Raw genomic sequence first — 25,086 nt, forward strand, 5'->3', positions numbered from 1 at the left:
TCGGCCGGCCGCGGTGCGCCACACGACCGCCGCCGAAGGTGCTCGAATCAACGGACACGATCCGCCCGGGTTCCGTTCCCTCCGGTCCACCTGCGCCGAACGTGGGCGCCCACGCCGGTTCAGTTGTCGGCGCTGGTCATCTGGTGGGATGCGCCCGCTGGTCGGCGGTGGGTGTGGGGAGCGCTCCTACCCGAAGCGCTCCCCACGGTCTCGTCGGTCAGCAGGTCGAGTTGGTCTGGGTCAGCAGGCCGAGCCGCCAGGGAAGGAGGTTGTAGTCACCGCCCGCGTTCGGGTTCAGGCCCTGGTAGAGGTACTGGAGCCGGCATGCGGGAATGGTGAGTGTCTGGTCGTAGCCCGCGCGGATCATCTCACCGTGGCTGATGTCCCGGGTCCAGGCTCCGGCGGGGAACGTCACGTTGCTGGACTTGGCGAACGGGTTGCTCTCGGACGCGGCCTGGGGCGTCCAGGAGCCGGCGAGGCTGTTCGCGGTCCAGGAGCGGAAGTAGCGCCGGCCGTCGGAGCCGATGGCCTCGACGAGGAGCAGGTACTGGTTGCTGCCCTGCACCTTGTAGACGTTGCTCGCTTCGAACATGGCGTACCTGTTGGAGTCCTGGGCCGCGATGACGGTGTTGGTGAAGCCGTTCGGGAACTGGCCGACGGTCGTCTGGGAGCGGTACAGGTGGCCGTTGTCGTCGGAGGAGAACAGGTAGCAGTTGGCGCTGTCGCAGATCACCCACATGTCGACCCAGTAGCCGTTGCCGATGTTCTGCCTGATGATGTCCGGCATCGACGCGTAGAAGTTGCGCGGGGCGCTCCACCCGTTCGGGTTGCTGATGTCAGGGTTGGTGGAGTACGAGGCGTTGCCGGTCTGGTAGACGAGGTACCACAGGCGTTGCGGCGCGTTGTAGAACACCTGCGGCGCTGCCCGGTACCCGGTGCCGATGGCGGTGCGGTCGAGGTAGTGGTGGGTGGCCGAGCCGGCCTGGGACCAGTCGCTGAAGTTCAGGTAGACCAGGTTGTAGCCCGAGGAGCTCGCGGTGCTGGCGAACACGTGGTATTTGCCGTTGTAGTAGACGACCGTCGGGTCCTTGATGCCGGCGATGTTGTGGGTCGAGTCAGGCTTCGGCGAGATCAGCGGGCCGCTGGAGCTCCACGAGTAGCTGCTCGGCAGGGCGCTCGCAGTGGGGCTGCTGCGCGTGGTGGCGGGGGTGCCGCCCAGCGTCGTCAGCGCCGCGTTGTACGCCGGCTTCCTGGAGTCGTTGCGGTCGAACAGCAGCGGGTTCTCGCCGCTGCGCCAGGAGTCGCTGTCACGGATTCCCCAGACCGTGATGCCGGTGCAGCGCGGGACGTTCAGGCATGCCCTGACCGTGTTCGCGTACGCGGTCGGTGAGGCCTGCGCGATGTCCAGTTCGGTGATCTGGACGTCCACGCCGAGAGCGGCGAAGTTCGACAGCGTCGTCTGGAAGTTGCCGGGGGGACCACCGGCTCCGAAGTGGGACTGGAAGCCGACGCAGTCGATGGGTACACCGCGCGCCTTGAAGTCGCGCACCATGCGGTAGACGCCCTGGGTCTTGGCCGCGTTCCAGTCCTCGATGTTGTAGTCGTTGTAGCAGAGCCTGGCCGCCGGGTCGGCCGTCCGGGCCGTGCGGAACGCCTGTTCCAGGAAGCCGTTGCCCAGCACGTCCCGGAAGACCGAGCTGCGGAGCTGGCCGCTGGTGCCGTCGGCGAAGGCCTCGTTGACCACGTCCCAGGAGTGGATTCGGCCCCTGTAGTGGTTCATCAGGGTGGTGATGTGGTTGTTCATCACGGCGCGCAGGGTGCTCGCGTCCCTGATGGAGCTGACCCAGCCGGGCAGTTGGGAATGCCACACCAGGGTGTGGCCACGCATGCGCTGCCCGTGGGACGTCGCGTGGTTGACGATCTGGTCGGCGGGGCCGAAGTTGAACGAGCCGCGGGACGGCTCGGTCGTGTCCCATTTCATTTCGTTCTCGGGTGTGACCGAGTTGAACTCACGGTCCAGGATGCCGGTGTACGCGCCGTCACCGAGCCGGCCCGAGGCCACGGCGGTTCCGAAGTACCGTCCCGACTGGGCCGCCTGGGCGCCCAGGGTGGAGGCCCGAACGGTGTCAGGCGCGTGTGGGGCGCCGGTCGCGGTGCCGGGCGTCGCCAGGACGGTCGCGGCCAGCAGGCCCAGGACCGGGGCGTGGCGACTTCCGAGCCGTTTCAGCGGGTTCATGGTTCTCCTCGTGGGGTGGGTGGGGGGTTGCGTGGTGTGATCGGTGCACCTCTTCAGGGCGTGGTGAGCTCGAACCGCGTGACGCGCACCGCGCCGCCGAGTGCCTGCGTCGCATGGTGGAAGAGGGTGAACCGGTAGCCCATGAAGAACCGCCAGTCGTTGCCCAGGGAGAAGGCCGGTCCGAGGCGGGTGAAGGTGGTGTCGTCGGTGCTGTGGGAGAAGGTGCCGAGGCGTCCGGTGCCGGGACGGATGTCGGCGTTCGCGCGTAGCCAGACCCGCTGCCCGACACGGCCGCGCTCGCGGTCTCGGTGCCGATGGGTGAAGTCCTGCCAGATCACCGGGTTCGTGAAGGCCGCGGCGGTCGCGGGCGCCGGGGCGGACACGGCGCCGTAAACCGCCGCCGGAGGGAGCAGGGCGCCGGCGGTCAGGCCGGTGGCGGTCGTCAGCGCGCGGCGACAGGACAAGATCTGATGAGTCCATGACATGTTCACGAGTGGCGTTCTCCTTCCGTGGCCCAGCCGTCGGCCGTTGGAGTTGTCCGGAGGTGCCCTGCTGGTATGCGTGGAGCGACTGCTCAGCGTGCGAGATGTCGAACACGGATCGGCTTGTCGAGCACTCAGGATGATAGGAGGCCGGTGGATCCCGTCAATACCTCTCGCAGTAATCGGTAGTGACTTCGAAACATTCGAGATAGGCGACTCGCCGCCGGAGCTGGCACGTTGACTGAATAGTCTGAGTGTGTCCACTTCGATGGGCCTGCGGACCCAGATCGTGGCGGCGGTCAGGTGACGGGTGTTGACATGTTCGATCCCACCCCTGGTATCCGTGCGGCTCTGATTTTCCGAATCATCACCGAAATTTCGAACCGCTCGTCCGTCCCGCGCGGTGTCATGGCGTGACATCACCCTTGGTGTCACCGAACAGACTCGGGTGCGGGATCACAGCGGGCGGGATCACAGAGGCGCAGGTTCGCCGGGCCGTCGACGCGATGGTGTCCTCGGGCATACGGGACGCCGGCTACCCGTACGTGGTCGTCGACAACCGCTGGTCAACGGGCAGTGAATACGCCGCTCGGAACCATGGGGCAACCCCGCGCTGCTCTTACGGGTCTAGCCAGCACGCTTCGCCGTGAGGAGACGGCGAGTCCAGCGATCCCGAAGGAGGATTCCATGCGTATCCGTCCTGTCGTCACCGTCGTGTCCCTCGCGGCCGCCCTTTCCGCATCGATTCCGGTAGCCGCCCAGGCGGCGCCCCGGTCCGCCGCCGCGAGCGACACGACGTTCTCGAACGTCGTGGTCGACGGCGGCGAGGACATCGTGCTTGGTCTGACCACCAGGAAGACCGTCACCATCACGTGGACGGCGACGGACCCGGACGGCGTCGCCGCGTCGTGGGCCTACCTGTGGCACGGCCCCAACACCGATGACGCCGACGGCATCCTGCCGGCCTACCCGCCGACGGGCACGTGCACCGTGTCGCCCACCGACCCCACGACCTCCGCCTGCAAGGTGAGCTTCGGGGTGGACGCCGCGCGGGACTTCGACCACAACGGCCTCGCCGGCACCTGGAAGGTGCTCGCCGGAGCGCAGGATGCCGGCGACGACTGGACAGAGACCGACGTCGCCGGCACCACGCACTTCAAGCGATACGCCAAGCTGACGGCCAACGCCTCGCCCGAGCCGGTGAAGAAGGGCAGCACTGTCACGGTCACCGGCAAACTGATCCGCGCCAACTGGGAGAGCGGCACCTACACCGGCTACCAGGGCCGATCGGTCGAACTGCAGTTCCGCAAGAAGGGCAGCACTGCCTACAGCACCTTGAAGACCATCACCAGCGGCAGCGGAGGTGCGCTGAAGACCACCACGAAGGCCAGGACCGATGGCTATTTCCGCTTCCTTTTCCCTGGCACCGTCACCACCGGCTCGTCCACGGCGGCCGGTGACTTCGTCGACGTCAGGTGACGGGTCTGGATGGTCCGTCAAGCCAACCGTGTCGGCCCACATGGGTGGGTAGCGGAGGCTGACGTCACCGAGGGGGAGTTGGTGGCGGAGCAAGGACCCGTGGCCCCTGCGTGTGCGCGGGAGTTGCTGGAGCTGCCCGCCTCTGGAGGCGGCCCTTCCGGGTTCGCTCCAGGGGCGCGCAGACCAACAAGCTCCAACTCGCCGGCACGACCGCGCGTGCCGCCCGCCGGCGTTCAGCCTGACCGCGGGCCAGGCTGAACGCATCCACCGCTTGAGGGCCGCCCGGGCGTCTGGTCGGCCCTCACCACTGTCATGCGGACGGGCGCGTGCTGCTCCTGTGCCGGATGGTGATGGGGCTGGTCTTGGTGTTGGCGGGTGTCAGGACCACGGCGAGGCTACGACCCAGCTGGTGTCGTCGGCCCAGGCGGTGGCGTTGTCCCAGTCGTGAGTGCCGCCGTCGCCGGCGACGTAGGCGTTGTGGTTGAAGTGGCGCACGAAGTCGCTGGGGTAGTTCGCGGAGCGTAGTGCGATGCCCTGGCCGTTGTGGCTTGCCTGGGGGCAGAAGGTGGCGTCCTGCTTGAACAGCGCGCCCCCGTCGCTGCTGTCGATGCGTAGCCGGAAGTCGTAGTGGCGCAGGTACTGACCCGGTTTGTCGACGGATTCGAAGGAGACGCAGGAGGCGTCGCCGAGGCCCGCGCGTACGGTCCAGGTGGCGGCGGCCTTGTCGGCGGAGGCGCTGGAGGCGGACACCGTGGCGATGGCGGCGTTGGTGTCGGCGCTGTTGTGCCGGAGGTACTCGTTGGTGCAGCAGGACGTGGTGGCCCGCAGCGACACCTTGGAGCCCACCGTCAGTCCGCCGGCGGTGGAGGACGCGGTGTAGCCGGCCGCACTGATGTTGGCCTGTACGGCGTTCTCGGTGGCGTCCGACGGATAGCCGGACGTCATGACGCCCTCGTAGAACGTGCCGGCGGAGCTGTTGCTGTTGTCGCCGCCGATGCCGAGGATGATGGCGCCTTCCTTCTTCATCGGGTTGTAGCCCGAGGCGTTGGGGCGCGGTCCGCTGTAGTAGGTGGACAGTCCGCCGGACTGCGCGTTGCCGGCCCGGATCGCCCACTGGTTCGGGCCGCCCTTGACGAGCGTGGTGACGAACCGGTGGCTGACGCTGGAGTTGCCGGCGTTGTAGCCGCGGTTGACACCGGAGAACAGGCCGTTCTCGAGGTCGGCCATCACCCAGGGGCCGTTCCCGCTGCCGTAGCCCCAGTCCTTGCTGTTGCCGAAGTAGATGGCCTCCATGGTGCCGTTGCCGTTGTCCCGGCTGTTGGTCTCGGCGTTGCCGTAGTCGAAGCAGCAGCCGCCGTTGTAGTGGCTGCCGTCGAGGATGGCGTACATGCCTTCCGGCTGGTCCCCGGTCGCGATGCCGTTGGTGTTGTTGTTGCGGTAGCCGGTGCCGGGGGCGATGAAGACGCCGTACGCCTTGTGGCCGCTGACGGTCACCGGTGCCGCGGACGCCTCGGCGAGGTTGTCGTACCCGCCCGCGGCGGGGCCGGAAAACCCTCCGGGCGGTGCCTGGGTGAGGTGGTTGCCGCGGCCGGACTGGTCGTAGATGACGGTGATGAGGCAGCTCGTCCCGGCGCAGAAGGAATCCTGCGCACCGGCGTCGGCGTAACCGCCGGCGCTGGTCACACCGACGTCTCGACTCGCGCCGTCGGAGGCTCGTTTGATCTGGTAGAGGCGGCCGTTGTAGGCGGAGTACAGCGCGCGCGTCGTACTGTGCGCCGCCACGCACGGTGTGCCGCCGGAGGCGTAGAGGTCACAGGGGAGTGAGCCGGCGGCCGCGGCGCTGTTGCTGCCGACGGCCGCCTGCATGCCGAACACGGACAGGGTGAGGGCGAGCATCAGCAGGACAAGCGGCCTGACCTGCCGTGAGCGGGTTGGAGTCACAGACAAGGGGTGTCTCCCGTGGGTCAGTGGGGCCGGCGGCGTCCCACCACCGGGCCCTGATTGGCATGTACCTGCCAAATCCTCCTGACAGGCGGACGTTTTGCTGCGCCGCGCTCCACACTCGTCAGACTACGTCGTTGACGATATATCGAACGCGGGTCGCAATAGCGGACAGGGACTGATGATATTGGGCGCCCACCCGGTGTCAACGTGTCGCGCACGTCCGATACTTCGACCGGCGTGCGGCGGCGTTTTCGGGCCTCCGCGGACCGGGCCCGGACCCTTGGCCGCTCCACAGGTCGTGACGGTTCCTCGTGACACGCATCGCTCTCGGCTGGCTCATCGCTGCTCTCGCTGACAACATCGCGGCCACCCTCCGTGATCCGGTTGAGCGACCGAGGCCCGGTGCGGGGCCCGGACCGGTGGTCGACGGGTACGGCGTCCCCGGTGCCGGTGCCGGTGCCGGTGCCGGTGACGGCGTCGGCGGTCGGCAGGGCGGCGAACATGGCCCCATGGGCGTTCTGCCTCAGGAGCCTCAGGAGCCTCAGGAGCCTCAGGAGCCTCAGGAGCCTCAGAGGCTCAGCAGCCTCAGGAGAGGGAACCCGGCGCCCACCTGACCGCACGTCCGCCGGCGGCGACGTGCGGGCTGACGGCGAGGGGCCGGCGTCGGCCTCTGGGACCGGCGCGTCCACGGCGATGCGAGCCTCCGCGAAAACCCGTGGGCGAACCACGGCGACCACTGCTAGCCTTCCGGAGGCCGTGCGAGAGAACGAGGAGGTGGTACCCGTGAACGTATCGACATGGGTGCTCCCCTTCGGGGTCACGGTCGGGCGATAATTCGTCCGGGAGCGCCGCTTCTGAGCCCTCCCGAAAGGCACGACCATGCACTTCACTTCCGAGCAGCGCCTCGACGACGGCGTGCTCGAACGAGATTCACCCTCGGCGAGATCCCCGGCACCCTGTGGACGCCCGGATCCGCACCGGCCCCGCTGATCCTGATGGCCCACAACAACGGTCTGCCCAGGGCGGAACCCCGGCTGGTGGCCCGGGCCCGGTACACCGCGGCGCGCGGCTACGCGGTGGCCACCATCGACGCCGCCGGGTGCGGTGAGCGTCCCCGTTCCGCCGCCGACGAGCAGGCCCGTGCCGGCCTCCGGCGGGCGATGCGGGCCGGCGAACCGGTCGACGAGATCTTCGAGTCCTTCATCGGCCCGTTGGTGGAAAACGCGGTCCCGGAATGGCAGACCACTCTGGACGCCCTCCTTGAGCTGCCTGAGATCGGCGGCCCGGTCGGGTACTCCGGGGGGTGGACCGCCCTCGGCATTCGGCTGGCGGTGATAGAGCCGCGCATCGCGGCCGCGGGCTTCTTCGCCGGGGGGTACGTCCCCCGTGCCCAGCGCGAGGAGGCTCGGCAGGTCACCATTCCGCTGCTGTTCCTGCTGCAGTGGGACGACGAAGGCAACCCCCGGCAACGGGCGCTGGACCTGTTCGACGCCTTCGGCAGCAAGGAGAAGACACTGCACGCCAATCTGGGCGGGCACACCGGCACCCCGTGGTTCGAGCTGGAGGACGGATGTCGGTTCTTGGACCGACACCTGAAGTGAGGCGGTTCGCCACAAGTACCGGAGCAATTGTCAATTCCCGTGGATCAGGGTGCAGTTGGACATCTCATGTGGCGGGCTGCACCGTCCGTGTCGTCCAGTGTCTATTCGTGCAGAAGTGTCGGGCTGGCGCCAGTGTGTGGGTGGACCAGTGTTCTCACCAGGCCGATCCCTGCCACGACGGCGGCGAGGTGCGACATGGGCGGGGGGAGGTTGGAAGAGTCCCCCTGGTCACAGGGAGATGGGGCCGAGGTCGGCGGCGGTCTGGGCCAGCGCACGGCTGGCGGGGCTGTCGTTGTTGGAGCGCCAGGTCAGGGCGAATCTGCTGGCTGCCGTCGCCCTGCTCGGCGGCATCACCAAGACGTTCGTCCCCAAGGAGAAGCTGGCCGCGCAGCATGGCGGCGAGTGGACCGGAAAGGCCAGCGCTGGCTTCGTCAAGGCTCTCGGGATCCTTGAATTGCTCGCCGCGGTGGGCCTGATCCTGCCCGCCGCGCTGGACATCGCACCGGTCATGGTGCCGGTGACCGCCCTGTGCTGGATCCTTCTGATGGTCGGCGCGATGGTCACCCATGGCCGCCTGGGCCAGTTCAAGCTCGTGATGGTGAACTCGATCTATCTCGTGCTCGCGGCCTTCATCGCAGGTGGACACCTCGTCGCCTGAGCACGGCCCGAGCGGTCGGTGAAGCTCTTCCCACCTCTGTGACCATGCATCGCACCCGCCGACGGGAGCAATCGTCAAGAGTTGCGAGTCGGTTGAGGTGGGTCATGCTGCCGCGGGTTCCCCGGGGCGTTCGACGCGGTGACCGATCTCGAAGCCGGCTCCGGCGCGCACGAGTGCGACGAGGTGGGGTGCGGTGACCGCGCGCCGGCGTTCCCGGGCGGCTTCGGCGAGCTTGCAGACCATGGCGAGGGCGGCGGCCGGGCTGCCGGCGCCGCGAGTGACCTTGGTGCGGAGTTTCACCGTGGCGGAGGTGGACTCGATGGGATTGGTCGTGCGCAGCTGGATCCAGTGCTCGGCGGGGAAGTCGTAGAACGCCAGCAGCTCGTCCACCTCGTCGGTGATCTTCTCCGCCGCGTTCTGCCATGTCGCGCCGTAGTCCCGGGCGAACGCCTTGACGGCCTTCTCGGCGTGGGCCCGGTCCTCGGCGTCATAGATCTCCTGCAGCGCCTTCCTCGCGCCCGGCTTGGCCGAGCCGGACCTTGGGATGCACGCCGTGGGCCCACACGGATCTTTGAGGACGTCCTCCCCAGGGAGGGCGGGCACACGAGGAAGGCAACGAGTTCGGCACCCGGGCTGCCGGCCGATCCTCTTGGACACCGCTCCATGCGACCCGACCCCGCGCGAAATGTGACGGCCCGGCCACTTCCGCAAGGAGCTTCGTATGGCAGATCACAGGGGACCCGTGCCGGTCATCGGTGCCACCGGCCAACGAGGCGGCGCGACCGCACGGCACCTGCTCGAACGCGGCCTGCCGGTCAAAGCCCTGGCGTGCGACCCCGATTCACCCCCGCCAGGGCGCTGGATGCGGCGGGAGCCGGCCTTGTCGTCTGGACGGCACCGGCTTCCAGGCCGCCCACGTCGGCATCGACGTGTCGATCGGCCCGCCGGCCGTCCCCGGCTTCCCGACTGCCCAGCCCGAGGAGATCTCCCCCGTCTACTGGGACCTGCAGGCAGGGTGCGGAGTCAGCTGCAGGTCTGGTGGTCGTGGCCGGCGAGTCGCGGCGCCCACCGCGTGCGCACGTACCGCGTACGCGCCCCCTGGGTCAGTAAAGGTAGACCGAGCTCAGCAGGTCATTCCACCTGCCGCCTCCCATGTACCCGTCGGACTGCCACGCTCCGACGAACACATTGGAGGGGTTGCTTCCCCTGCCGTCGTTGTCCTTGGCGAAGGAGGTGGCGCAGTTGCCGGTCTGGTAGGAAGAGGTCTGGTCGTTGAAGCCGTAGTCGCCCAGGTTCTGCCAGTAACCGCTGTCGTAGAACGACAGGATCCGGCCCTTGGGGAAGGGGTCGGAGTTGAAGTTGGCGTTCTCGTACAGGCGCAGCGGGGTGGAGCAGTAACCCTGGGCAGTGCTGGGGCTTGCGGTCTTGGCCTGCTGAGCGGCCCTCGCGTCGCTCTCCTTGGCGGTGCGGAAGCAGTCGATGACGCCGCGCTGGACGTTGCAGGCCTTGGCAGCGCCCCAGTCCTTGGACAGGTCGATCGTCTTGCCCTCGAAGCGTGCGATCGTCGACGTTCCGGCCGCCTGGGCGGTCGGCGCTATGACGGTGGCGCTTCCGATTGCCAGCGCGAGTCCGCCGAGCGTGATGCCTGCCTTGGCAAGGATTCTCTGCATTCTGTCTGCTCCCCTGATCGAGTCGGTTCGACGCGGTCGGCCAAGAACGGATCGCGGCCGAACTGGACCACACCGATGTTCGGCTCCGCTGTGGTGACCACATCGGACTGCTGGCCGATTTGACCGCCCGGGTTGAGATGTACCCATTGGACGAACGACTGGCCGGTCAGTTCGTCCTCGCTCTGTATCGCTGTGGCCGCCCGGCCGATGCCCTCAGCCACTACCAGCGGGTCCGGTCGCTGCTGGCCGAGGAACTCGGCTGTGACCCCGGCCTTGCGCTGCGGCAACTGCACCAGCAGATCCTCACCACCGATCCCGCACTGAACGTCCCGGCTGCCGGCCCCGCCCCCGCTGCCGCCCCCGCTGCCGGGCCCGCTGCCGGGCCCGCTGGCGGGCGTGCTCCGGGGTCCGCGCCCGTTCTCGTGCCGCGCCCGTTACCCATGCCCCCGCCGGTGCGCACCGCACGGGACGGCGCCGACCTGACCGGTCCGCCGGCACGGCGGCGGTCCCGCGCGAGGGGCCATCTGGTGGGGCGGGCAGCGGAGTTGATGGTTCTCGACGGTGCGATCGAGGATGTCTTGGCTGGTGCGCCAGGGGTGGTCGAGGTGGTCGGGGAACCGGGTATCGGAAGACACGGCTGCTCGGTGAACTGGGCGAGCGCGCGAGAGAGCGCGGTTTGGTGGCCTTGGCCGGCCGCAGCGTGGAGTTCGACCGGGCTCCCTACGGCGCGTTCGTGGACGCCCTCGACGACCACCTCGGCAACGTGGACTTCCGCCGGCTCCGGCAGGACGGATCACTGTCCGGCGCGTTGGCTCTGCTGAGCATGGTCTTCCCCGCACTCAGCGGTCGTTTCCCGCGGGTGCACCGTGAGGACGCGTCCCCGGTGCCAGAGCGGATGGTCGGCGTATCCGCCGCCGAGCGCGCCGGCGATCTGCCGCATGAGTGTGCGCGTCCGGCTCGAACTGGGCCGCGCTGCCGCCCCGTACCGTCCAGGTGCTGTCCAACCGGCCGCCGCGCATGCGGAGTTCGCCGTCCGGCGCATCTCGGCCCATCGCGAGCAGCTGCAGGGACGTACCGGTGAACGCGCCGTCGCCGAGGAGCTCGGCGAACGCGCCCGAGAGGCTGGGGTCCGGGGCGCGGGAGATCCGGTCGAGCAGCCTCCCGGCCAGGAAGCGGGCCGCCCGGGAGGCTCCCTGCGGTGCGTGAGCGCCTTCAGAGCCCAGAGCCCAGCGCGCAGAGGACCCGTAGGGCACCTTTGGTTCAGGTCGGGCCCGTCACTCCCCTCGTGGTGGCGGGCCCGCCCTTTCACGCGTGACGCGGCTCCGTGTCTCCCACCCTCGACGCTGGCCGGTGCGACGGGTGCCACCAGAGCTGATCAGGTTCCACAGCCCTCCAGGCGTACCGCTGTCGCGGGTGGGTGTGCGCGGCGCCTGCGGCCTGGAAGAACCGGGATGCCACCCCGGGCAGCGCCGGGATCAACGGCGGACTCCGGGCTCCTCGCCGCCGCCCGGCCCGCCAGGCCTGTGCTTCCCCCGCATGAGGGCGAGCAGACGGACGCGGGAGTAGCGATACCAGCGCAAGCCGAACCAGACGGCGATCACCGGGCCCCCGAGCGCGAAGTCGATACGTGCTCTCGGCGACCAGTCGGTCTGGAACCACCACATGTCGGCGGCCAGCGCCAGGTTGAGGCAGATGAAGAGCGGCCCGTGGACGAGGAAGGTCCAGTCCTCCCAGAAGGCCCACTCGTCCCGGCGCCGACTGGACAGCGTGATGGCCCAGTCCGCGAGGAGAAGGGCAACCAGCAGGCTCGCGAGTACGTAGAAGACCATGCCCACAGTCTGGCGACCAGGCCGTTCGGTGATCCATAGGAAGGCTGAGAACTACGTGACCTGATACGGGATTTCACGGAGACGCTGCAAGTCGCTCAGGAACGGGTCGGGCGGGAGGAACGGGTCGGGGCCCTCGCTGCCGGCGCGGCGCGAGACCGCAGCCGTGACCGCGGCGGAGGAGGAAGCGACGTCCTCACCCGCGCCGGCGCCCGGCCCCGACGCCGCCGGACTGACGGGACAGGCTGCGCCCGGCCTCGAAACGGTGTCCAGGCCGGGGCACACCGGGAGGCCTGACAGGCAGACCGCCGCCACCGTGGCCGCGAACAGCAGGTTGCCGTACGGCGGCCCTGGCCTCAGCTCTTGTCAGGCGACGTCAAGTGGCGCGTCACGAAGCCGTGTTCGCGCTGAACGCTCGGGTCCCGCCCGTCACGGCGGCGGTGAATCGCGTGGCGAGCGCCTCCACCGCCGCGCGCAGTTCCTGCCCGCCCTCGACACGGAACGCGAGGGGCAGCCGCGCCAGCCATTCCTGCGCGTACATCGTCGTATTCCTCGTGCTGCCGACGAGCACGCACCCGACTTCTGCCGGTTCGAGCCGCCCCATGGGTGGCCGGATCCACGGCATCACCTCGCCCATCGGGGCGTCGAACACCACCCGCGTGGGAAACTCCCACCCCTTGCCCAGGTTCTCCTCCAGCGCTGCCACCGGGTCGAGGCCGTCGGGCATGTCGAAGCTGAGGGCGGTCTGCAGGACTGCGCGGACCCGGTCGATCCGGTAGGTGCGGATCGCGTGCGCGCGGTGGGAATGGCACAGGAGGTACCAGCGGCCGTAACGGACGACGACCGCCCAGGGGTCCACCTCGGCGTCCCATTCGTCGCCGGACTCGGTGCGGTAGGTGACCCGCACGCGGCGTCGCAGCGCGCTGGCCGCGACGAGCGTGCCCGTGAGGGCGGGATCCGGACGGGACGGGCTGGGGTCGGGCGCCGCCGACGCGTGCTCACGCAGGGCGGCCGCCTGCCGGCCGACGCCCTCGGGCAGCGCCCGGATGACCTTGCCCAGGGCTGTACCGACAAAGTCGTCGGCACCGGGGTCGGCGGCTGCCGGCTGACCGTCGATGACCGCCATGACCAGGCCCAGGGCCTCGGACTCCGTGAAGACGACCGGCGGCAGCCTGGTCCCGCGCCCCAGCCGGTACCCGCCGTAGGGGCCCCGGGCGGAGTGCACGGGGATGCCCGCCTCCCGGAGGATGCCGACGTACCGGCGCGCGGCCCGTTCCGTGACACCGAGGGACGCGGCGAGTTCGCCGGCCGTCACGGCTGTGGTGCGGGACTGGAGGATCTCGAGGGCGCGCAGAGCTCGTGCGGTGGGGCTGAGATCGGTCGGCACCCGAGCAGATTAGGCGGCCACGCGATATACCGGAAGTGGATTGTCCGGAACGAGTCGTAGCGTGATGGCACCGACCGGCCACACGGGCTGGACGGGAAGGGGACCTGATCCATGGACATCCTGCTCATCGCCGGCCTGTGGCTCGACGGGTCCGCCTGGGACGACGTCGTGCCCCCGCTCAGGGAACTCGGCCATCGCCCCGTTGCGCTCACCCTCCCAGGTCAGGGTGACGGAGCCGAGTCCGCCACGCTGGAGGACCAGGTGGCTGCGGTGCTCGCCGCCGTGGACGCGGCGCCGGACAGGCCCATGGTGGTCGGGCACTCCGCCGCCTGCGCCCTGGCCTGGCTGGCCGCCGACGCGCGGCCGGAGCGGATCGCCAAGGTCGCCCTCGTCGGAGGTTTCCCGTCCGCCGACGGGCAGCCGTATGCCGACTTCTTCGAGACCAAGGACGGCGTGATGCCCTTCCCAGGCTGGGGCCCGTTCGAAGGCGCGGACTGCGTCGACCTCGACGAGGAGACGCGTAGCCGGATCGCCTCGGCGGCGATCCCCGTGCCCGAGAGGGTGGCCAAGGCCACGGTACGGCTGAAGGACGAGCGGAGGTTCGACATCCCGATGCTGCTGGTGTGCCCCGAGTTCACCTCCGCCCAGGCCCGGGACTGGATCGACGCCGGTGACGTGCCCGAGGCCACCCGCGTCAGGTACCTGGACTTCGTCGACATCGACTCGGGGCATTGGCCGATGACCACCAAGCCCGTGGAACTCGCCCGGTTGCTGGCCGCGGCGGCCGCCGATGCCTGAGCCCGTGACGTACCGGGTCGGCCTTCTGGACGCCTCCACCTGGGACGCCTTCGCGGAACTGGTCGAGCGCAACAACGGGATATTCGGCGGCTGTTGGTGCATCGGCTACCACCCGGAACGCGGCCGGCGAGGGATCAGCCACCGCGAGGCCAAGGAGGACCGGGTGCGGACCGGCCGCGCCCACGCCGCGCTCGTCCTCGACGCAGACGGCGCCGCGCAGGGGTGGTGCCAGTACGGCAGCCCCGAGGAACTGTCCACCATCAAGTACAGGCGCGCGTACGACAAGGACGTACCGCCGCGGCCGGACTGGCGGATCACCTGCGTCTACGTCGACAGGAAGCACCGCGGCCGGGGCATCGCGCGGGCCGCGCTGCACGGCGCCCTCGACCAGATCGCGCAAGCCGGGGGCGGCCTCGTGGAAGCCATCTCCGAGGTGACCGACGGACGTGAGGCGCAGGGCCGTTTCCTGTTCAGCGCGACCGTCGAACTCTTCGAGGACTTCGGATTCGCGCGCGGTCGTCAGGTCGGTAGGCACGCGTGGATCGTGAGTAGGGTGGTTGATCCGGCGTGAGGCTGCGCGGTCGGTCCGGCAGGCTTTGCGTGGCCGGTCAAAGCGCTCTGCGGCAGCCCCCTTTCCGCTCATCGCCGGGCGCTCACGCCCCGTGATGGATCGCAGGGTTCGACCCGCCACGATCGCATCCGAACCCGGGAATCTGTAGGTCACCGCCGCCGGATGCTCCGCGGGCTCGACACCCGCTCGCGCGGCATGGCCATGGACGGCGGCGGGTGCCGGGACCGAGAGTGGGGGGATGAGCGATCACTGCGCGGCGAAGGGGACGGACGGCGTGGCCGACGGGGGCGGTGGTGACGACCTGCACGACCTGCACGACCTGCACGGCGGAAACGTCACCAGGGACGGCGGCCGCGACGCCGAAACCCGTGAAGTGCGCCGGTTCTGGGGACGGCTCGGGTTGCCCGGGCTCGTCGACGTCCACACGCACTTCATGCCCGAGCAGGTCCTGCGGAAGGTCTGGAGCTACTTCGACGGGCTCGGGCCCCTGACGGGCGGCGTGGAGTGGCCGATCACCTACCGTGCGGACGAGGAGGAACGGCTCGCGGCCGTCCGGGACTTCGGGGTGCGGGCCTTCACCGCGATGCTCTACCCGCACAAGCCCGGCATGGCGCGCTGGCTCAACGGCTGGGCCGCCGACTTCGCCCGCCGCACCCCGGACTGTCTGCACACGGCGACCCTGTTCCCCGAGCCGGGCGTCGACGCGTATGTGACGGAGGCGCTCGACGCGGGGGCGCGTGTCTTCAAGTCACATGTGCAGGTGGGGGCGTACGACCCCGGCGACCGGCTCCTCGATCCCGTGTGGGGGCTCCTGGCCGAGGCCGGCGTCCCCGTCGTGATGCACTGCGGGTCAGGTCCCGCACCGGGCAAGCACACCGGGCCGGGACCGGTCGCCGAGGTCCTCGCCCGGCATCCGCGGCTGCGACTCGTCGTCGCGCACCTCGGGATGCCCGAGTACGAGGACTTCCTGGAGCTTGCGGAACGGTACGGCGAGGTGCGGCTGGACACGACCATGGCGTTCACGGACTTCAGTGAGCGCCTCGCACCGTTCCCGAAGACGGCGCTGCCCCGGCTCGCCGCTCTCCAGGACCGGGTGCTGCTCGGAACGGACTTCCCCAACATCCCCTATCCGTACGTCCATCAGCTGCACGCACTGGAAGGGCTCGGTCTCGGCGACGACTGGCTGCGGGCGGTGTGCCACGACAACAGCGCCCGGTTGTTCGGCCTCGCCGGCTGATTCCCAGGGCCTCGGGACGGAGAGGACGCCAGGGTCGGTGGCCAGCTTGGGCGAGGCTCGGGTCGGCTGGCGGCGGTGCGCTCCCGGTGGCCGTTTCCGCCGTGTACCGGGTTGCCGTAGAGGCGGTCGGACAGCGCCCGACATCGATGACAGCCCGAAACCTGGGCGGGATCAGCTGCTTTCAGCTCACTTCGCGTCGGGACCACCCGGCGGGAGAGCGCCGTCACTTCGTACGTCACCTGTGTGGCGTGCGTCGGATCGGGCGGGTACCGCGTCGGGGCGCAGGCACTCGATCTGGTAGTCGCCGGTCTCCTCGTCGATCATCACCCCGTGCGTTTCGCTGCGGAAGCCCGGGAAGCGGCGGTCGAAGGACTCGAGTGCCGCCAGGTAGCGCAGGAGTGGGCCGTCCGCGGTGCCGGTGGACTCGCCGGGCATCAGCACCGGGATGCCGGGCGGGGTGACGGTGACCATCGCCGCCGCCACGCGGTGTTCCGCGTCAGCGATGCGGACCTGTTCGGTGCCGCCGCGGACCAGCCGCTGGTAGCAGTGCTGAGGCGGGGAGACCGGCTCCGGCAGCTGCTGGAAGGCGGTCTCCAGCAGCTCCACCAGACGGGCCGAGCGCAACTGCTCGTGCATCTGCCGGCACAGCTCGGGCAGGGTCATGCCCGCATAGCGCCGCGGGTGCTGCGCGACGGCCGCGGGCAACACGCGCTCCAGCGGCGCGGCAGAGTCGTAGAGGGCCTTGAAGTCCATGAGGGCGTCCAGCAACGTGCCCCACTTACCCTTGGTGATGCCCATGGAGAACAGCACCAGAGTGGTGTAACTGTCGGTCTTCTCCACCACGATCTTACGGGTGGCCAGGTAGGCCGTCAGCACCCGCGCCGGGATGCCCTCCTCCGCCATCTCGCCGGCGGCGTCGATGCCCGGGCAGGTCAGAGTGACCTTCACCGGGTCCAGCATGCAATGACCCTCCGTCAGCCCCGGGAAGCCGTGCCAGCCGGCGTCCGGCTCGAGCAGCCAGCAGGACTGCTCGGTGCGCAGCAGCTCAGGATCGGCCTCGTCGAAGGGCACCCGCGCGCCGGTGACGGGGTCGGTGACCGTGTCCGGCTGCCACACCCCGAAGAACCAGCCCGGCCGGTCCCCGGCGTCGCGCACCCGCCGCCCGAGCCGCAGCATCTCCTGCCGGAAGCGGATCGCCTCGGTGACCGCCTCGTCCACCAGCCACTCGCCCTGCGGGCCGTCCATCATGCCCGTCGCCACGTCCAGCGAGGCGATCATCGGGTACAGGGGGGAGGTGGTGCCGTGCATCATCAGGGCCTCGTTGAAACGGTGGTGCTCGACGGGCGCCCGGGGTGCCGGCCGTACATGCACCATGGCGCTCTGTGACAGCGCCGCCAGCAACTTGTGCGTGGACTGGGTGGCGAACACGGTCGGCCGGTCGGGGCCGGGGAAGGTGCTCTCGTCCACCGACATGCCGTACCGCCCCGCGTAGAGAGGGTGGAAGCGGGCGTACGCGAACCATGCCTCGTCGAAGTGCACTCGCGGAGTGCTGGCGGCCAGCGCCCGCGCGGTCGGCACGGCGTGATAACTCAACCCGTCGTACGTCGAGTTGGTGAACACCGCGTACTGCGGGTGCGGGGAGGATGCGCCGTTGGCAAGAGGATGCGCCGCGATCCGGGCCGCGACCGACTCCGCGGCCAGTTCGGCCGGGGGCAGGGGGCCGGCCAGCCCGTAACCGTTTCGGGTGGGGATCAGGTAGACGGGACGGGCGCCGGAGACCACCAGGCCCTGGAGCACCGACTTGTGGCAGTTGCGGTCCACCAGCGCGATCTCGTCGCGGGTGACGCTGAAGTGGCCGACCAGGCGGTTGCAGGTGGAGTCGCCGTGCAGCACGAAGTACGTGGCCGCGGAACCGAAGACCCGCGCCGCGTTGCGCTCCGACTCCCCGATGGGACCGGTGTGCTCGAACAGCGAGCCCAGTTCCTCGACCGAGATGGACAGGTCGCTGCGCAGGAGTCGTTCACCGAAGTAGTCGTGGAAGGCGCGCCCCGCCGGGGATTTGAGGAAGGCGACGCCGCCCGAGTGGGCCGGCGTGTGCCAGGAGTACTCGTGGGCGTTGTCGAAGCGCCGCAGCGCCCGGAAGAACGGTGGCAGCACGTCCTCTCGGTAGGAGCCGGCGGCCGTGGTGATGCGGCCCGCGATGAACCCGGCGGTGTCCTCCAGCGGCCACACGTAGCCGACGACCGACTCCGATACCCACAGCGGCAGTTCCCGCAGCCCTTCGCCGGACATCACGAGGAAGACCGGCAGGTCTCGGTAGCGGCGGCCGATCCGGCGCAGCACGGCGGCGCCGCCCGGGACCACGTCGAGCGTTCCGCCGGGCCGGACCGGCGCAGCGAGCGCGGCCCCCGGCCCGTTCGCGGCCCTGAGCGCTGGGCCGCCTTCGGGCAGGTCCCAGGCGACGAGGGCCGCCGCCAGACCCGCCTCGGTGCGCAGGGCGGCGTCCGCGTCCTCGGCGGTGACGGCCCAGCGGACGCCGAAGCCCGCGTCCTGGATCGCGTCACGGATGGCGCGCAACTGCTCGGCCGCGGCGCCCTCGGCGTCGCAGCGCTCCGGTACCGCGATCAGGATTCTGCTGTCAGCCATTCCGTGCCCTCGCCCTTCCCGGCGACCACCGGCGACCACAGCGGCCGCTGCCTGGCAGTGTCCGGGCGGGGCGGCGCGGGACCGGCCACTTCGGGCGGTGCGTCACCGTGATGGGGTACGCCTGTGCACCCCGTGTTGACCTGGCGGGTCCAGTGCGACCTGCCCGCCGGCACTTCGTGCGGGCCGGTCGTCAGTTCTCCGGGCGGGCGTGAACGAGGGTGCGGGGGTGAACGAGGGTGCGGGCGTCCTCATCCTCCTCGGCTCGGTGAGCGGGCCTCGCGCGGTGCGTCACCGACGAAGTGGGCGCCGGACGGCGCCGCGCAGACGTCAGCCCAGGACCGACCGCAGCCAGGCGGCTGTGCAGGCGAGCGACGCGGCGCTGTCGAAATCGGCATGCTCGTGCCCTGCGCCGGCCAGGAGTTCAAGGCGGCTGCGGGCGCCATTGCGGCCGAGGGCGTAGTGGAGGGAGAAGCTTTCCGACAGGGGGACGATACGGTCCCGGTCGCCGTGTGCGATAAGGAACGGGGGTGCTTGCGGGGACACCCGCGACAACAGGCTGATCCCGCGCGCCCGGTCGGCCAGTTCGGCCGGGTCGGTCGTGCCCAGCAGGTCGGCTTCGAAACGAAAGGGCAGGAGCCGGGCTTCCAGGTCGCTGCGAGCCGCGGACGCCGCCAGGTCCGCCTGCCCGAACCAGTGCACCACGGCTTGCACGGCGCTGGACTGTTCGAGGTTGCCGCCCACCGTGCCCTCCAGTTCGCCGTCGCCTTCTGACAGGGCCAGCAGCGATCCCAGGTACGCACCCGCGGAAGCGCCCCAGATACCCAGACGGCCGGTGTCCAGGCCGAGGCGTGTGCCGTGGGCGCGCAGCCACCGGACCGCGCCCTTGAGGTCGTGTACCGGTTGCGGGAAGACCGCGTGCGGTGCAAGGCGGTAGTCGACCGAGACCACGGATACGCCGTACGCGGCGAGCGGTGCCAGGCGTGTGGCGCCGTCGGTACGCCTGTCGCCGCGGCTCCAGCCGCCGCCGTGTGCGTACACGACGACCGGTGTGCCCGGCTGGGCGGGACGGTAGATGTCGAGGCGGAGGTCCGCCCCGTTGACGGTCGCGTAGACGAGGCCCCGTTCGATCGCGACCGTCGTCGGAAGACCAGTCATGCAAGCTCCAAGCTCAGTGCGTCGGTGATGAAGCCCACGGCGAAGGGATGCTCCACGATCGACACCTCGCTTCCGGTGTCGCGGGCGGGCAGTTCGCGGGTCGCTTCGAATCCGGCGCTGGCGGCCTCCTCTCCTTGTCCCGGAAGGACCACGTTGAGGTGGTGCGCACCTTCGCCGGTCTGTCTCGTGACTTTCGCTCCGGGCGGTGAGTAGACGCCGATCGACATACCTTCCACCATCGCGCGCCTCGTCTCGGGCTGCGAGCCCAGCCGTTCGCCGGGAGGGGCCGATGGTGCCGCGCCCCGCCAGCACTGGAGGTACGTTTCGGGGGCGAAGGGGGTGTCGCCATCAGCGGCCCTGGTGGCGGGGCAGGAGGCAGTCCGGATGTTCGGGGTCAGGCGGCAGGAGCCGGGACTTCCACCTGCTGCGGAGACATGCCGTCAGTCCCGTCGTGATGCTCGTGCACCGTCTGGGTCTCCCGGCGCCGGGAACGGGTTGCCGGAGACGACCGTGTGCTTCGGGCAGCGGCCACGTGTGGAAACACGATGGCGGGATACCTGCAGGTCATGAGTGTGTTGGCGGAGCTGCGTGAGGTGGATGGAGCGCTGACGCGGCAGGTCGCCTGCCGTGTCCCACCGGGTGTCGGCAGGGCGCTGTCGGTAGTGGAGGAGGCTGCGGAGAGTACGAAGCTGTGGTGCGGGGCTGCCGCGGTGATGGCGGTGGCCGGGGGCCGGCGCGGCCGGAAGGCGGCGGCCCGGGGGCTGGCGGCCCTTGCGGTGGCGCAGCTGGTCTCCAACGGGTTGTGCAAGCAGCTGGCCGGCCGGGAGCGGCCGCCCAGAGAATGGTTTCCGCACGACGAAGTCGACGACCGCCCGGAGTCGTCCTCGTTTCCCTCGGGGCACACCGCCGCCGCGGTCGCCTTCACCACTGCGGTGGCACCGGTGTGGCCGGCTGCCGGCAGGATGTGTGCCGTGCCCGCGGCCCTGGTGGCCCTGGAGCGTGTGCAGTCCGGCGCCCACTACCCCAGCGACGTGGTCGCCGGCGCCGTGATCGGCCGGGCCGCCGCCGCACTGGTCCGGCGCGCGCCTCGGCTTGTGCTGCGCCGGTGGCGCTGACGAGGTTCTGGCGCGAGCGTGAGGTAAGCCGGGGTCCTGATGGTGCCCTCCGTGCGGAGGAGGGCACCATCAGCTCGAACTCGAGTCCGCGCGGCCCGTGAGGCCGTGCCTGGTTTCTCGGCAGCCTGTCAGGGGACAGACAGGCGGGTCTGGTTGGCGCGCGGCGGGCAGGTGGCTTTGGGATGGGGTGGGCTCCGTGGCCGTCACCGTTCGGCGATGGCCCGTGGATTGACCTCGCAGTGATCGATCTCGTCCGCGCGCCCCGTGCTGGCGACGGGCACCCGGACGGTTGCCTTGTCCTTCGCAGGCACCGACACCCGATCGGAGGTGTCGGTCACGGTAGAGCCCTGCTCGTCCTTGAGGCTGACCCTCACGGTGAAGAGGCCCTCGCGTGCGTTCGGATTCCTGACCTCGACGGTCGTGTACGGGGCGTCCGTGCTCGTGCAGCGTACGAGTACGGCGGTGCCGTCCTTCAGGGGCCTGGCGGTACCCCCTGAGGAGGACGTCGTCGGGGTGGAACGGTGGGTGGGCCGCGAGCGGTAGGTACCGCCGCCACTGTTACCGGTAGTGGTTGCGGAGTCGTAGGCGTCGCTGCCGGACGAGCCGCTGGAGGAACCGCCGTACGGGTCGCTGCCGTGCGAGCCACCGCTGCCCGACGTCGTCGAACTGTCGTGGTCCTGGCTGGAGCTGCTGCAACCGCCCCCGCCACCACTGTGATGGCTGCGGCTGCTGTGCCCACGCCCTGACGAGAACCCGGTCAGAGCCAGGACGACCATCGCCGACACCGCTGTGAATCTGAGTCCGCGCCCCCGTGTGTACATGCCGCCACCCTACTCATGGCCGTGGCTCCCGCCCCAGCGAGGGCTGAGCGGCCAGCCTCACACCGTCCGGGCTGGGCCGGCCCAGTTCGCTGCGAGCTGCGCGTGTGCGAAGTGGTCCTTCCTTCGCCGCGACGATCAGGAAGGACCGGGAGACGTCGTGTCCGACGAGCCTGGAGCGCCCCTCGTCCGGCATCGGGTGAACACCTTGGCCCTGACCGAGGGTTCGCGGGGCGCCGACTGGCGAGCGGCGGCACTCGTGGAAGAGTTCGTGCTGCTCAGGCCGCGCCGACGCGCGACGAGTTCCACGACCACGGCGTCACGACGGGGCACGGGACGCGGCCGTCAAGCAGTACTCTCCGGGTGGGTGAGGTTCGCCCCGGTGCCCGGGTGGAACACGTGGGCCTTGCCCATGTCGACCTGGAGCTCCACCGGTTGCCCTTCGCGGGCCCGGGTTGCGGCGTCGAGGCGGGCCACGACCTGAGGGTGGGCCTCGGAGCCCGTGTCCCGCAGGCCCGCGTCCGCGGCGAGTTCCTCGAGTTCGGACGACTTCGCGGCCGCGCCCTCGGCGGTGAAGTAGACGAAGACGTCGGAGCCCAGGGACTCGAGGACGTCGACGGTGGCGGTGAAGCGGGGGCGCCCCCGTTCGTGGGCCAGCGCAGCGTCCTCGAAGGCCTCCGGCCGGAGGCCGACGATGACGTCACGGGGTGCGTTCTGCCGTTCCAGTGCCTCTCGCGTACGGTCGTCCAGGGGCAGTTCGCCCAGGGGAGAGCGCAGGGTGTCGTCCTCCACGGCCGCCGTCAGGAAGTTCATCGCGGGGGAGCCGATGAAGCCCGCGACGAAGAGGTTGCGGGGGTGGTCGTAGAGCTGTGCTGGGGTGCCGATCTGCTGGACGAGGCCCTGTCGCATCACCACGACCCGGTCGCCGAGGGTCATGGCCTCCGTCTGGTCGTGAGTGACGTACACGGTCGTTGTGCCCAGGCGCCGTTGCAGCCGGGCGATCTGGGTGCGCATCTGCACCCGCAGTTTGGCGTCCAGGTTGGACAGCGGCTCGTCCATCAGGAACGCCTTGGGATCGCGGACGATCGCCCGTCCCATGGCCACCCGCTGGCGCTGACCGCCCGAGAGGTTGGCCGGCTTACGGTCCAGGTGTTCGGTCAGGTCGAGGACCTGGGCGGCCTCCTCGACCTTTCTGTCGATGACGGTCTTGTCCACCTTGGCCAGACGCAGCGGGAAGCCCATGTTCTCCCGGACGGTCATGTGCGGGTACAGGGCGTAGCTCTGGAAGACCATGGCGATGTCGCGTTCTTTGGGCGTGAGGTCGTTGACGACCTTGTCGCCGATACGCAACCGGCCCTCGGTGATGTCCTCCAGTCCGGCGATCATGTTCAGGGTGGTGGATTTCCCGCATCCGGACGGTCCGACGAGGATCACGAACTCGCCGTCGGCGATGCGGAGGTTGACGTCCTTCACCGCGAGGGATCCGTCGGGAAAACGCTTGGTGACTCCCTCGAGGATGATCTCGGCCATGGGTGGTGCCTCCTTGCCTTCCAGGTGCGGGGTGTCGCGGTGCGGGTGGCTGCGCACCGGCGGTCGGCCGGGGCAGGGGTGGCCTGGTCAGCCCTTGACCGCTCCGGAGGTGAGACCGGCGACGATGCGCCGTTGGAAGAGCAGGACGAAGACGACGATCGGAATGGTGATCACCACGGCCGCTGCTGCGATCGACCCGGTGGGCTGCTGGAACTGCGAGCTGCCGGTGAAGAACGCGATCGCTGCCGGCACGGTGCGTGCGCTCTGCGTGGAGGTCAGCGAGATCGCGAACAGGAAGTCGTTCCAGCAGAAGATGAAGACCAGGATAGCCGTGGTGAACACGCCCGGCGCCGCCAGCGGCACGATGACCAGCCGGAATGCCTGCGCGGGCGAGGCGCCGTCCATCTTGGCCGCCTTTTCGAGATCCCAGGGAATCTCCCGGAAGAAGGCCGACAGGGTGTAGATCGCCAGCGGCAGGGAGAACGTCATGTACGGAATGATCAGTCCCAGCCAGGTGTCGAAGATGCCGAGGATCCGCTCGATGTTGAACAACGGTGACACCAGCGAGATCGGCGGGAACATGGCGATCAGCAGCGACATGCCGATGAGTACCTGCTTGCCGGGGAAACGCAGTCGGGCCACCGCGTAGGCGGCCATGGTGCCCAGCACCACCGCGATCGTCGTCGCGATCAGCGCGATGCCGATCGAGTTGATGAGGGCGCGGGTGAACTCGGAGGTGTCGAAGATGCCGCGGTAGTTCGCCCAGGTCCACTTCGAGGGGATGTAGTTGCCGTCCGTCAGGGTGCTCGGGTCCTTGAACGACAGCGAGGCGATCCACCCCACCGGGAACAGTGCGTACAACACCACCACCACGTTCAGGACCGCCCAGCGGGCGGCGTGCGCCTTGCCGACGGCGGCCATCAGCGCTTCACCTCCGCGCCGGGCGCGGCGGCGCCGAACAGTTTGATGAAGGCGAAGGCGATGATCCCGACGCAGATGAAGATCAGCACGGAGATGGCCGACCCGACGCCCAGGTTCAGCGCGGTGAACAGGTTGTGGTAGCCGAGGATCGACAGGGAGCCGGTTCCCTGGGCTCCCGAGGTCATGATGTAGATGTTGTCGAAGATGCGGAACGCGTCGAGGGTGCGGAACAGCAGCGCCACCAGGATCGCCGGTTTCATCAGCGGCAGCACCACCCTGGTGAAGCGTTGCCAGGCGTTGGCCCCGTCCACCATGGATGCCCTGAGGGTTTCCTCGGGGACCAGAGCGAGGCCCGCGAGCAGGAGCAGGGCCATGAACGGGGTGGTCTTCCACACCTCCGCGAGGATGATCAGCCACAGCGCGGGCCACTGCTCCGTCAGCGGTGCCTCGCCGCTGGGCAGGAGGCCGGCGAGGTATCCGAGCTCCGGCGTCCAGGCGTACTGCCAGGAGAACGCGGCGACGACCGTGACGATCCCGTAGGGGATGAGGACCGATGTGCGTACGGTGCCGCGGCCGAAGATCGTGCGATGCATCACGAGCGCCAGCCCCATGCCGAGAACCAGCTCGATGGCCACGGACACCGCGGTGACGAACAGCGTCACCCAGAAGGCGTCCCACCAGAACGGGGAGGACAGGACCGCCCCGTAGTTGCTGAATCCCACGAATTTCGCCTGTGCGGGGAAGCGCAGGTCGTATCGCTGGAGCGACAGGTAGACGGCGTACCCGATGGGGTACGCGGTGACGGCCACCATGACGATGACGGCCGGCGCGCACAGCAGCCAGCCGAGCCGGCGTTCCTGCCGTGCGCCCGCGGACGGCGCCGCCTGGTCCTCGCGCAGCGGTTTCGCTTCGGGGGGCGGCGGGGCCCCGGCCGGTTCCGCCTGCATGCTCATGCCGGGCCGCCGGGGGAGGAGGTCCGCGCGCTCGGGCGCGGGCGGCCGGGACGGTGCGG

The 25,086-nt window shown here is 69.7% G+C and carries 19 protein-coding genes and 3 pseudogenes; 8 read left to right on the top strand and 14 right to left on the bottom strand.

Annotated features, from left to right (window positions below):
• Positions 1–217: 217 nt before the first annotated feature.
• Both AC07AZ_RS25490 and AC07AZ_RS25495 read right to left on the bottom strand, forming a co-directional pair.
• Positions 218–2,236, bottom strand: coding sequence for a glycoside hydrolase (locus AC07AZ_RS25490; protein ID WP_478851546.1), 2,019 nt, complete (start codon positions 2,234–2,236; stop codon positions 218–220).
• Positions 2,237–2,289: 53 nt separating this feature from the next.
• Positions 2,290–2,561, bottom strand: a pseudogene (locus AC07AZ_RS25495) (xylosidase); the annotation flags it as partial.
• An 844-nt stretch (positions 2,562–3,405) separates the two neighbouring features.
• Here AC07AZ_RS25495 and AC07AZ_RS25500 point away from each other — a divergent pair.
• Positions 3,406–4,197 carry a hypothetical protein gene (locus tag AC07AZ_RS25500; RefSeq protein ID WP_478851548.1) on the top strand — a complete coding sequence of 264 codons (792 nt, stop codon included), beginning with the start codon at positions 3,406–3,408 and terminating at the stop codon, positions 4,195–4,197.
• 378 nt (positions 4,198–4,575) lie between these two features.
• On the opposite strand, the gene AC07AZ_RS25505 is transcribed toward AC07AZ_RS25500, so the two are convergent.
• Positions 4,576–6,093 (bottom strand): alpha-L-arabinofuranosidase B, encoded by a 1,518-nt coding sequence (locus AC07AZ_RS25505; RefSeq protein WP_478851669.1) that lies wholly within the window; start codon positions 6,091–6,093, stop codon positions 4,576–4,578.
• Positions 6,094–7,020: 927 nt separating this feature from the next.
• Between AC07AZ_RS25505 and AC07AZ_RS25510 the strand changes: the two are divergent.
• Positions 7,021–7,742: pseudogene (locus tag AC07AZ_RS25510) on the top strand (dienelactone hydrolase family protein).
• A gap of 238 nt (positions 7,743–7,980) precedes the next feature.
• Positions 7,981–8,400 (top strand): DoxX family protein, encoded by a 420-nt coding sequence (locus AC07AZ_RS25515; protein ID WP_478851550.1) that lies wholly within the window; start codon positions 7,981–7,983, stop codon positions 8,398–8,400.
• 102 nt (positions 8,401–8,502) lie between these two features.
• Here AC07AZ_RS25515 and AC07AZ_RS25520 read toward each other — a convergent pair.
• Together AC07AZ_RS25520 and AC07AZ_RS25525 are read right to left on the bottom strand one after the other, a co-directional pair.
• Positions 8,503–8,952: pseudogene (locus AC07AZ_RS25520) on the bottom strand (transposase); the annotation flags it as partial.
• Between the two features lie 551 nt (positions 8,953–9,503).
• A complete protein-coding gene (locus tag AC07AZ_RS25525; protein ID WP_478851552.1) occupies positions 9,504–10,070 on the bottom strand; it encodes a hypothetical protein in 567 nt (188 codons plus the stop codon).
• A 62-nt stretch (positions 10,071–10,132) separates the two neighbouring features.
• On the opposite strand from AC07AZ_RS25525, the gene AC07AZ_RS25530 reads away from it, so the two are divergent.
• The gene (locus AC07AZ_RS25530) at positions 10,133–10,891 is read left to right on the top strand and encodes an AfsR/SARP family transcriptional regulator (protein WP_478851671.1); all 759 of its coding nucleotides are present in this window, start codon (positions 10,133–10,135) and stop codon (positions 10,889–10,891) included.
• 654 nt (positions 10,892–11,545) lie between these two features.
• Here AC07AZ_RS25530 and AC07AZ_RS25535 read toward each other — a convergent pair.
• On the bottom strand, positions 11,546–11,899 hold the full coding sequence (locus AC07AZ_RS25535; RefSeq protein WP_478851554.1) for a hypothetical protein: 354 nt from the start codon (positions 11,897–11,899) through the stop codon (positions 11,546–11,548).
• 385 nt (positions 11,900–12,284) lie between these two features.
• Positions 12,285–13,283 carry a helix-turn-helix transcriptional regulator gene (locus AC07AZ_RS25540; RefSeq protein ID WP_478851556.1) on the bottom strand — a complete coding sequence of 333 codons (999 nt, stop codon included), beginning with the start codon at positions 13,281–13,283 and terminating at the stop codon, positions 12,285–12,287.
• 111 nt (positions 13,284–13,394) lie between these two features.
• On the opposite strand from AC07AZ_RS25540, the gene AC07AZ_RS25545 reads away from it, so the two are divergent.
• From AC07AZ_RS25545 to AC07AZ_RS25555, 3 genes are all read left to right on the top strand, one after another.
• A complete protein-coding gene (locus AC07AZ_RS25545) occupies positions 13,395–14,081 on the top strand; it encodes an alpha/beta fold hydrolase (protein WP_478851558.1) in 687 nt (228 codons plus the stop codon).
• Positions 14,074–14,652 (top strand): N-acetyltransferase family protein, encoded by a 579-nt coding sequence (locus AC07AZ_RS25550; RefSeq protein WP_478851560.1) that lies wholly within the window; start codon positions 14,074–14,076, stop codon positions 14,650–14,652. Before AC07AZ_RS25545 ends, AC07AZ_RS25550 begins: the two co-directional genes overlap by 8 nt.
• Positions 14,653–14,890: 238 nt before the next feature.
• Positions 14,891–15,889 (top strand): amidohydrolase family protein, encoded by a 999-nt coding sequence (locus AC07AZ_RS25555; RefSeq protein ID WP_478851562.1) that lies wholly within the window; start codon positions 14,891–14,893, stop codon positions 15,887–15,889.
• Positions 15,890–16,075: 186 nt separating this feature from the next.
• Here AC07AZ_RS25555 and AC07AZ_RS25560 read toward each other — a convergent pair whose 3' ends face one another.
• The 3 genes from AC07AZ_RS25560 to AC07AZ_RS25570 form a co-directional block, all read right to left on the bottom strand.
• Positions 16,076–18,535 (bottom strand): Orn/Lys/Arg family decarboxylase, encoded by a 2,460-nt coding sequence (locus tag AC07AZ_RS25560; protein WP_478851564.1) that lies wholly within the window; start codon positions 18,533–18,535, stop codon positions 16,076–16,078.
• A gap of 327 nt (positions 18,536–18,862) precedes the next feature.
• Positions 18,863–19,690 (bottom strand): alpha/beta hydrolase fold domain-containing protein, encoded by an 828-nt coding sequence (locus AC07AZ_RS25565; protein ID WP_478851566.1) that lies wholly within the window; start codon positions 19,688–19,690, stop codon positions 18,863–18,865.
• Positions 19,687–19,917: a hypothetical protein gene (locus AC07AZ_RS25570; RefSeq protein WP_478851567.1), complete on the bottom strand. Its 231-nt coding sequence runs from the start codon at positions 19,915–19,917 to the stop codon at positions 19,687–19,689. The genes AC07AZ_RS25565 and AC07AZ_RS25570 overlap by 4 nt, the downstream gene beginning before the upstream one ends.
• Positions 19,918–20,256: 339 nt before the next feature.
• Between AC07AZ_RS25570 and AC07AZ_RS25575 the strand changes: the two genes are divergently transcribed.
• The gene (locus AC07AZ_RS25575; protein ID WP_478851569.1) at positions 20,257–20,805 is read left to right on the top strand and encodes a phosphatase PAP2 family protein; all 549 of its coding nucleotides are present in this window, start codon (positions 20,257–20,259) and stop codon (positions 20,803–20,805) included.
• A gap of 203 nt (positions 20,806–21,008) precedes the next feature.
• Here the strand turns inward: AC07AZ_RS25575 and AC07AZ_RS25580 are convergent, their stop codons facing one another.
• From AC07AZ_RS25580 to AC07AZ_RS25595, 4 genes are all read right to left on the bottom strand, one after another.
• Positions 21,009–21,626, bottom strand: coding sequence for a hypothetical protein (locus AC07AZ_RS25580; protein WP_478851571.1), 618 nt, complete (start codon positions 21,624–21,626; stop codon positions 21,009–21,011).
• A 342-nt stretch (positions 21,627–21,968) separates the two neighbouring features.
• Entirely contained in the window at positions 21,969–23,153 is a 1,185-nt protein-coding gene (locus tag AC07AZ_RS25585; RefSeq protein WP_478851573.1) for an ABC transporter ATP-binding protein, read from the bottom strand.
• Positions 23,154–23,240: 87 nt separating this feature from the next.
• Positions 23,241–24,074 (bottom strand): carbohydrate ABC transporter permease, encoded by an 834-nt coding sequence (locus AC07AZ_RS25590; RefSeq protein WP_478851575.1) that lies wholly within the window; start codon positions 24,072–24,074, stop codon positions 23,241–23,243.
• A complete protein-coding gene (locus AC07AZ_RS25595) occupies positions 24,074–25,027 on the bottom strand; it encodes a carbohydrate ABC transporter permease (protein ID WP_478851577.1) in 954 nt (317 codons plus the stop codon). The genes AC07AZ_RS25590 and AC07AZ_RS25595 overlap by 1 nt, the downstream gene beginning before the upstream one ends.
• Positions 25,028–25,086 lie beyond the last annotated feature (59 nt).

The sequence above is a fragment of the Streptomyces sp. NPDC043878 genome (genome assembly GCF_056435735.1).

What these genes read in the sequence shown, in the direction of transcription:
- AC07AZ_RS25490 (WP_478851546.1), bottom strand. Translation starts at nt 2,236, where the DNA reads ATGAACCCGCTGAAACGGCTCGGAAGTCGCCACGCCCCGGTCCTGGGC.
- AC07AZ_RS25500 (WP_478851548.1), top strand. Translation starts at nt 3,406, where the DNA reads ATGCGTATCCGTCCTGTCGTCACCGTCGTGTCCCTCGCGGCCGCCCTT.
- AC07AZ_RS25505 (WP_478851669.1), bottom strand. Translation starts at nt 6,093, where the DNA reads ATGCTCGCCCTCACCCTGTCCGTGTTCGGCATGCAGGCGGCCGTCGGC.
- AC07AZ_RS25515 (WP_478851550.1), top strand. Translation starts at nt 7,981, where the DNA reads ATGGGGCCGAGGTCGGCGGCGGTCTGGGCCAGCGCACGGCTGGCGGGG.
- AC07AZ_RS25525 (WP_478851552.1), bottom strand. Translation starts at nt 10,070, where the DNA reads ATGCAGAGAATCCTTGCCAAGGCAGGCATCACGCTCGGCGGACTCGCG.
- AC07AZ_RS25535 (WP_478851554.1), bottom strand. Translation starts at nt 11,899, where the DNA reads ATGGTCTTCTACGTACTCGCGAGCCTGCTGGTTGCCCTTCTCCTCGCG.
- AC07AZ_RS25545 (WP_478851558.1), top strand. Translation starts at nt 13,395, where the DNA reads ATGGACATCCTGCTCATCGCCGGCCTGTGGCTCGACGGGTCCGCCTGG.
- AC07AZ_RS25550 (WP_478851560.1), top strand. Translation starts at nt 14,074, where the DNA reads ATGCCTGAGCCCGTGACGTACCGGGTCGGCCTTCTGGACGCCTCCACC.
- AC07AZ_RS25555 (WP_478851562.1), top strand. Translation starts at nt 14,891, where the DNA reads ATGAGCGATCACTGCGCGGCGAAGGGGACGGACGGCGTGGCCGACGGG.
- AC07AZ_RS25560 (WP_478851564.1), bottom strand. Translation starts at nt 18,535, where the DNA reads ATGGCTGACAGCAGAATCCTGATCGCGGTACCGGAGCGCTGCGACGCC.
- AC07AZ_RS25565 (WP_478851566.1), bottom strand. Translation starts at nt 19,690, where the DNA reads ATGACTGGTCTTCCGACGACGGTCGCGATCGAACGGGGCCTCGTCTAC.
- AC07AZ_RS25570 (WP_478851567.1), bottom strand. Translation starts at nt 19,917, where the DNA reads ATGTCGATCGGCGTCTACTCACCGCCCGGAGCGAAAGTCACGAGACAG.
- AC07AZ_RS25575 (WP_478851569.1), top strand. Translation starts at nt 20,257, where the DNA reads ATGAGTGTGTTGGCGGAGCTGCGTGAGGTGGATGGAGCGCTGACGCGG.
- AC07AZ_RS25580 (WP_478851571.1), bottom strand. Translation starts at nt 21,626, where the DNA reads ATGTACACACGGGGGCGCGGACTCAGATTCACAGCGGTGTCGGCGATG.
- AC07AZ_RS25585 (WP_478851573.1), bottom strand. Translation starts at nt 23,153, where the DNA reads ATGGCCGAGATCATCCTCGAGGGAGTCACCAAGCGTTTTCCCGACGGA.
- AC07AZ_RS25590 (WP_478851575.1), bottom strand. Translation starts at nt 24,074, where the DNA reads ATGGCCGCCGTCGGCAAGGCGCACGCCGCCCGCTGGGCGGTCCTGAAC.
- AC07AZ_RS25595 (WP_478851577.1), bottom strand. Translation starts at nt 25,027, where the DNA reads ATGAGCATGCAGGCGGAACCGGCCGGGGCCCCGCCGCCCCCCGAAGCG.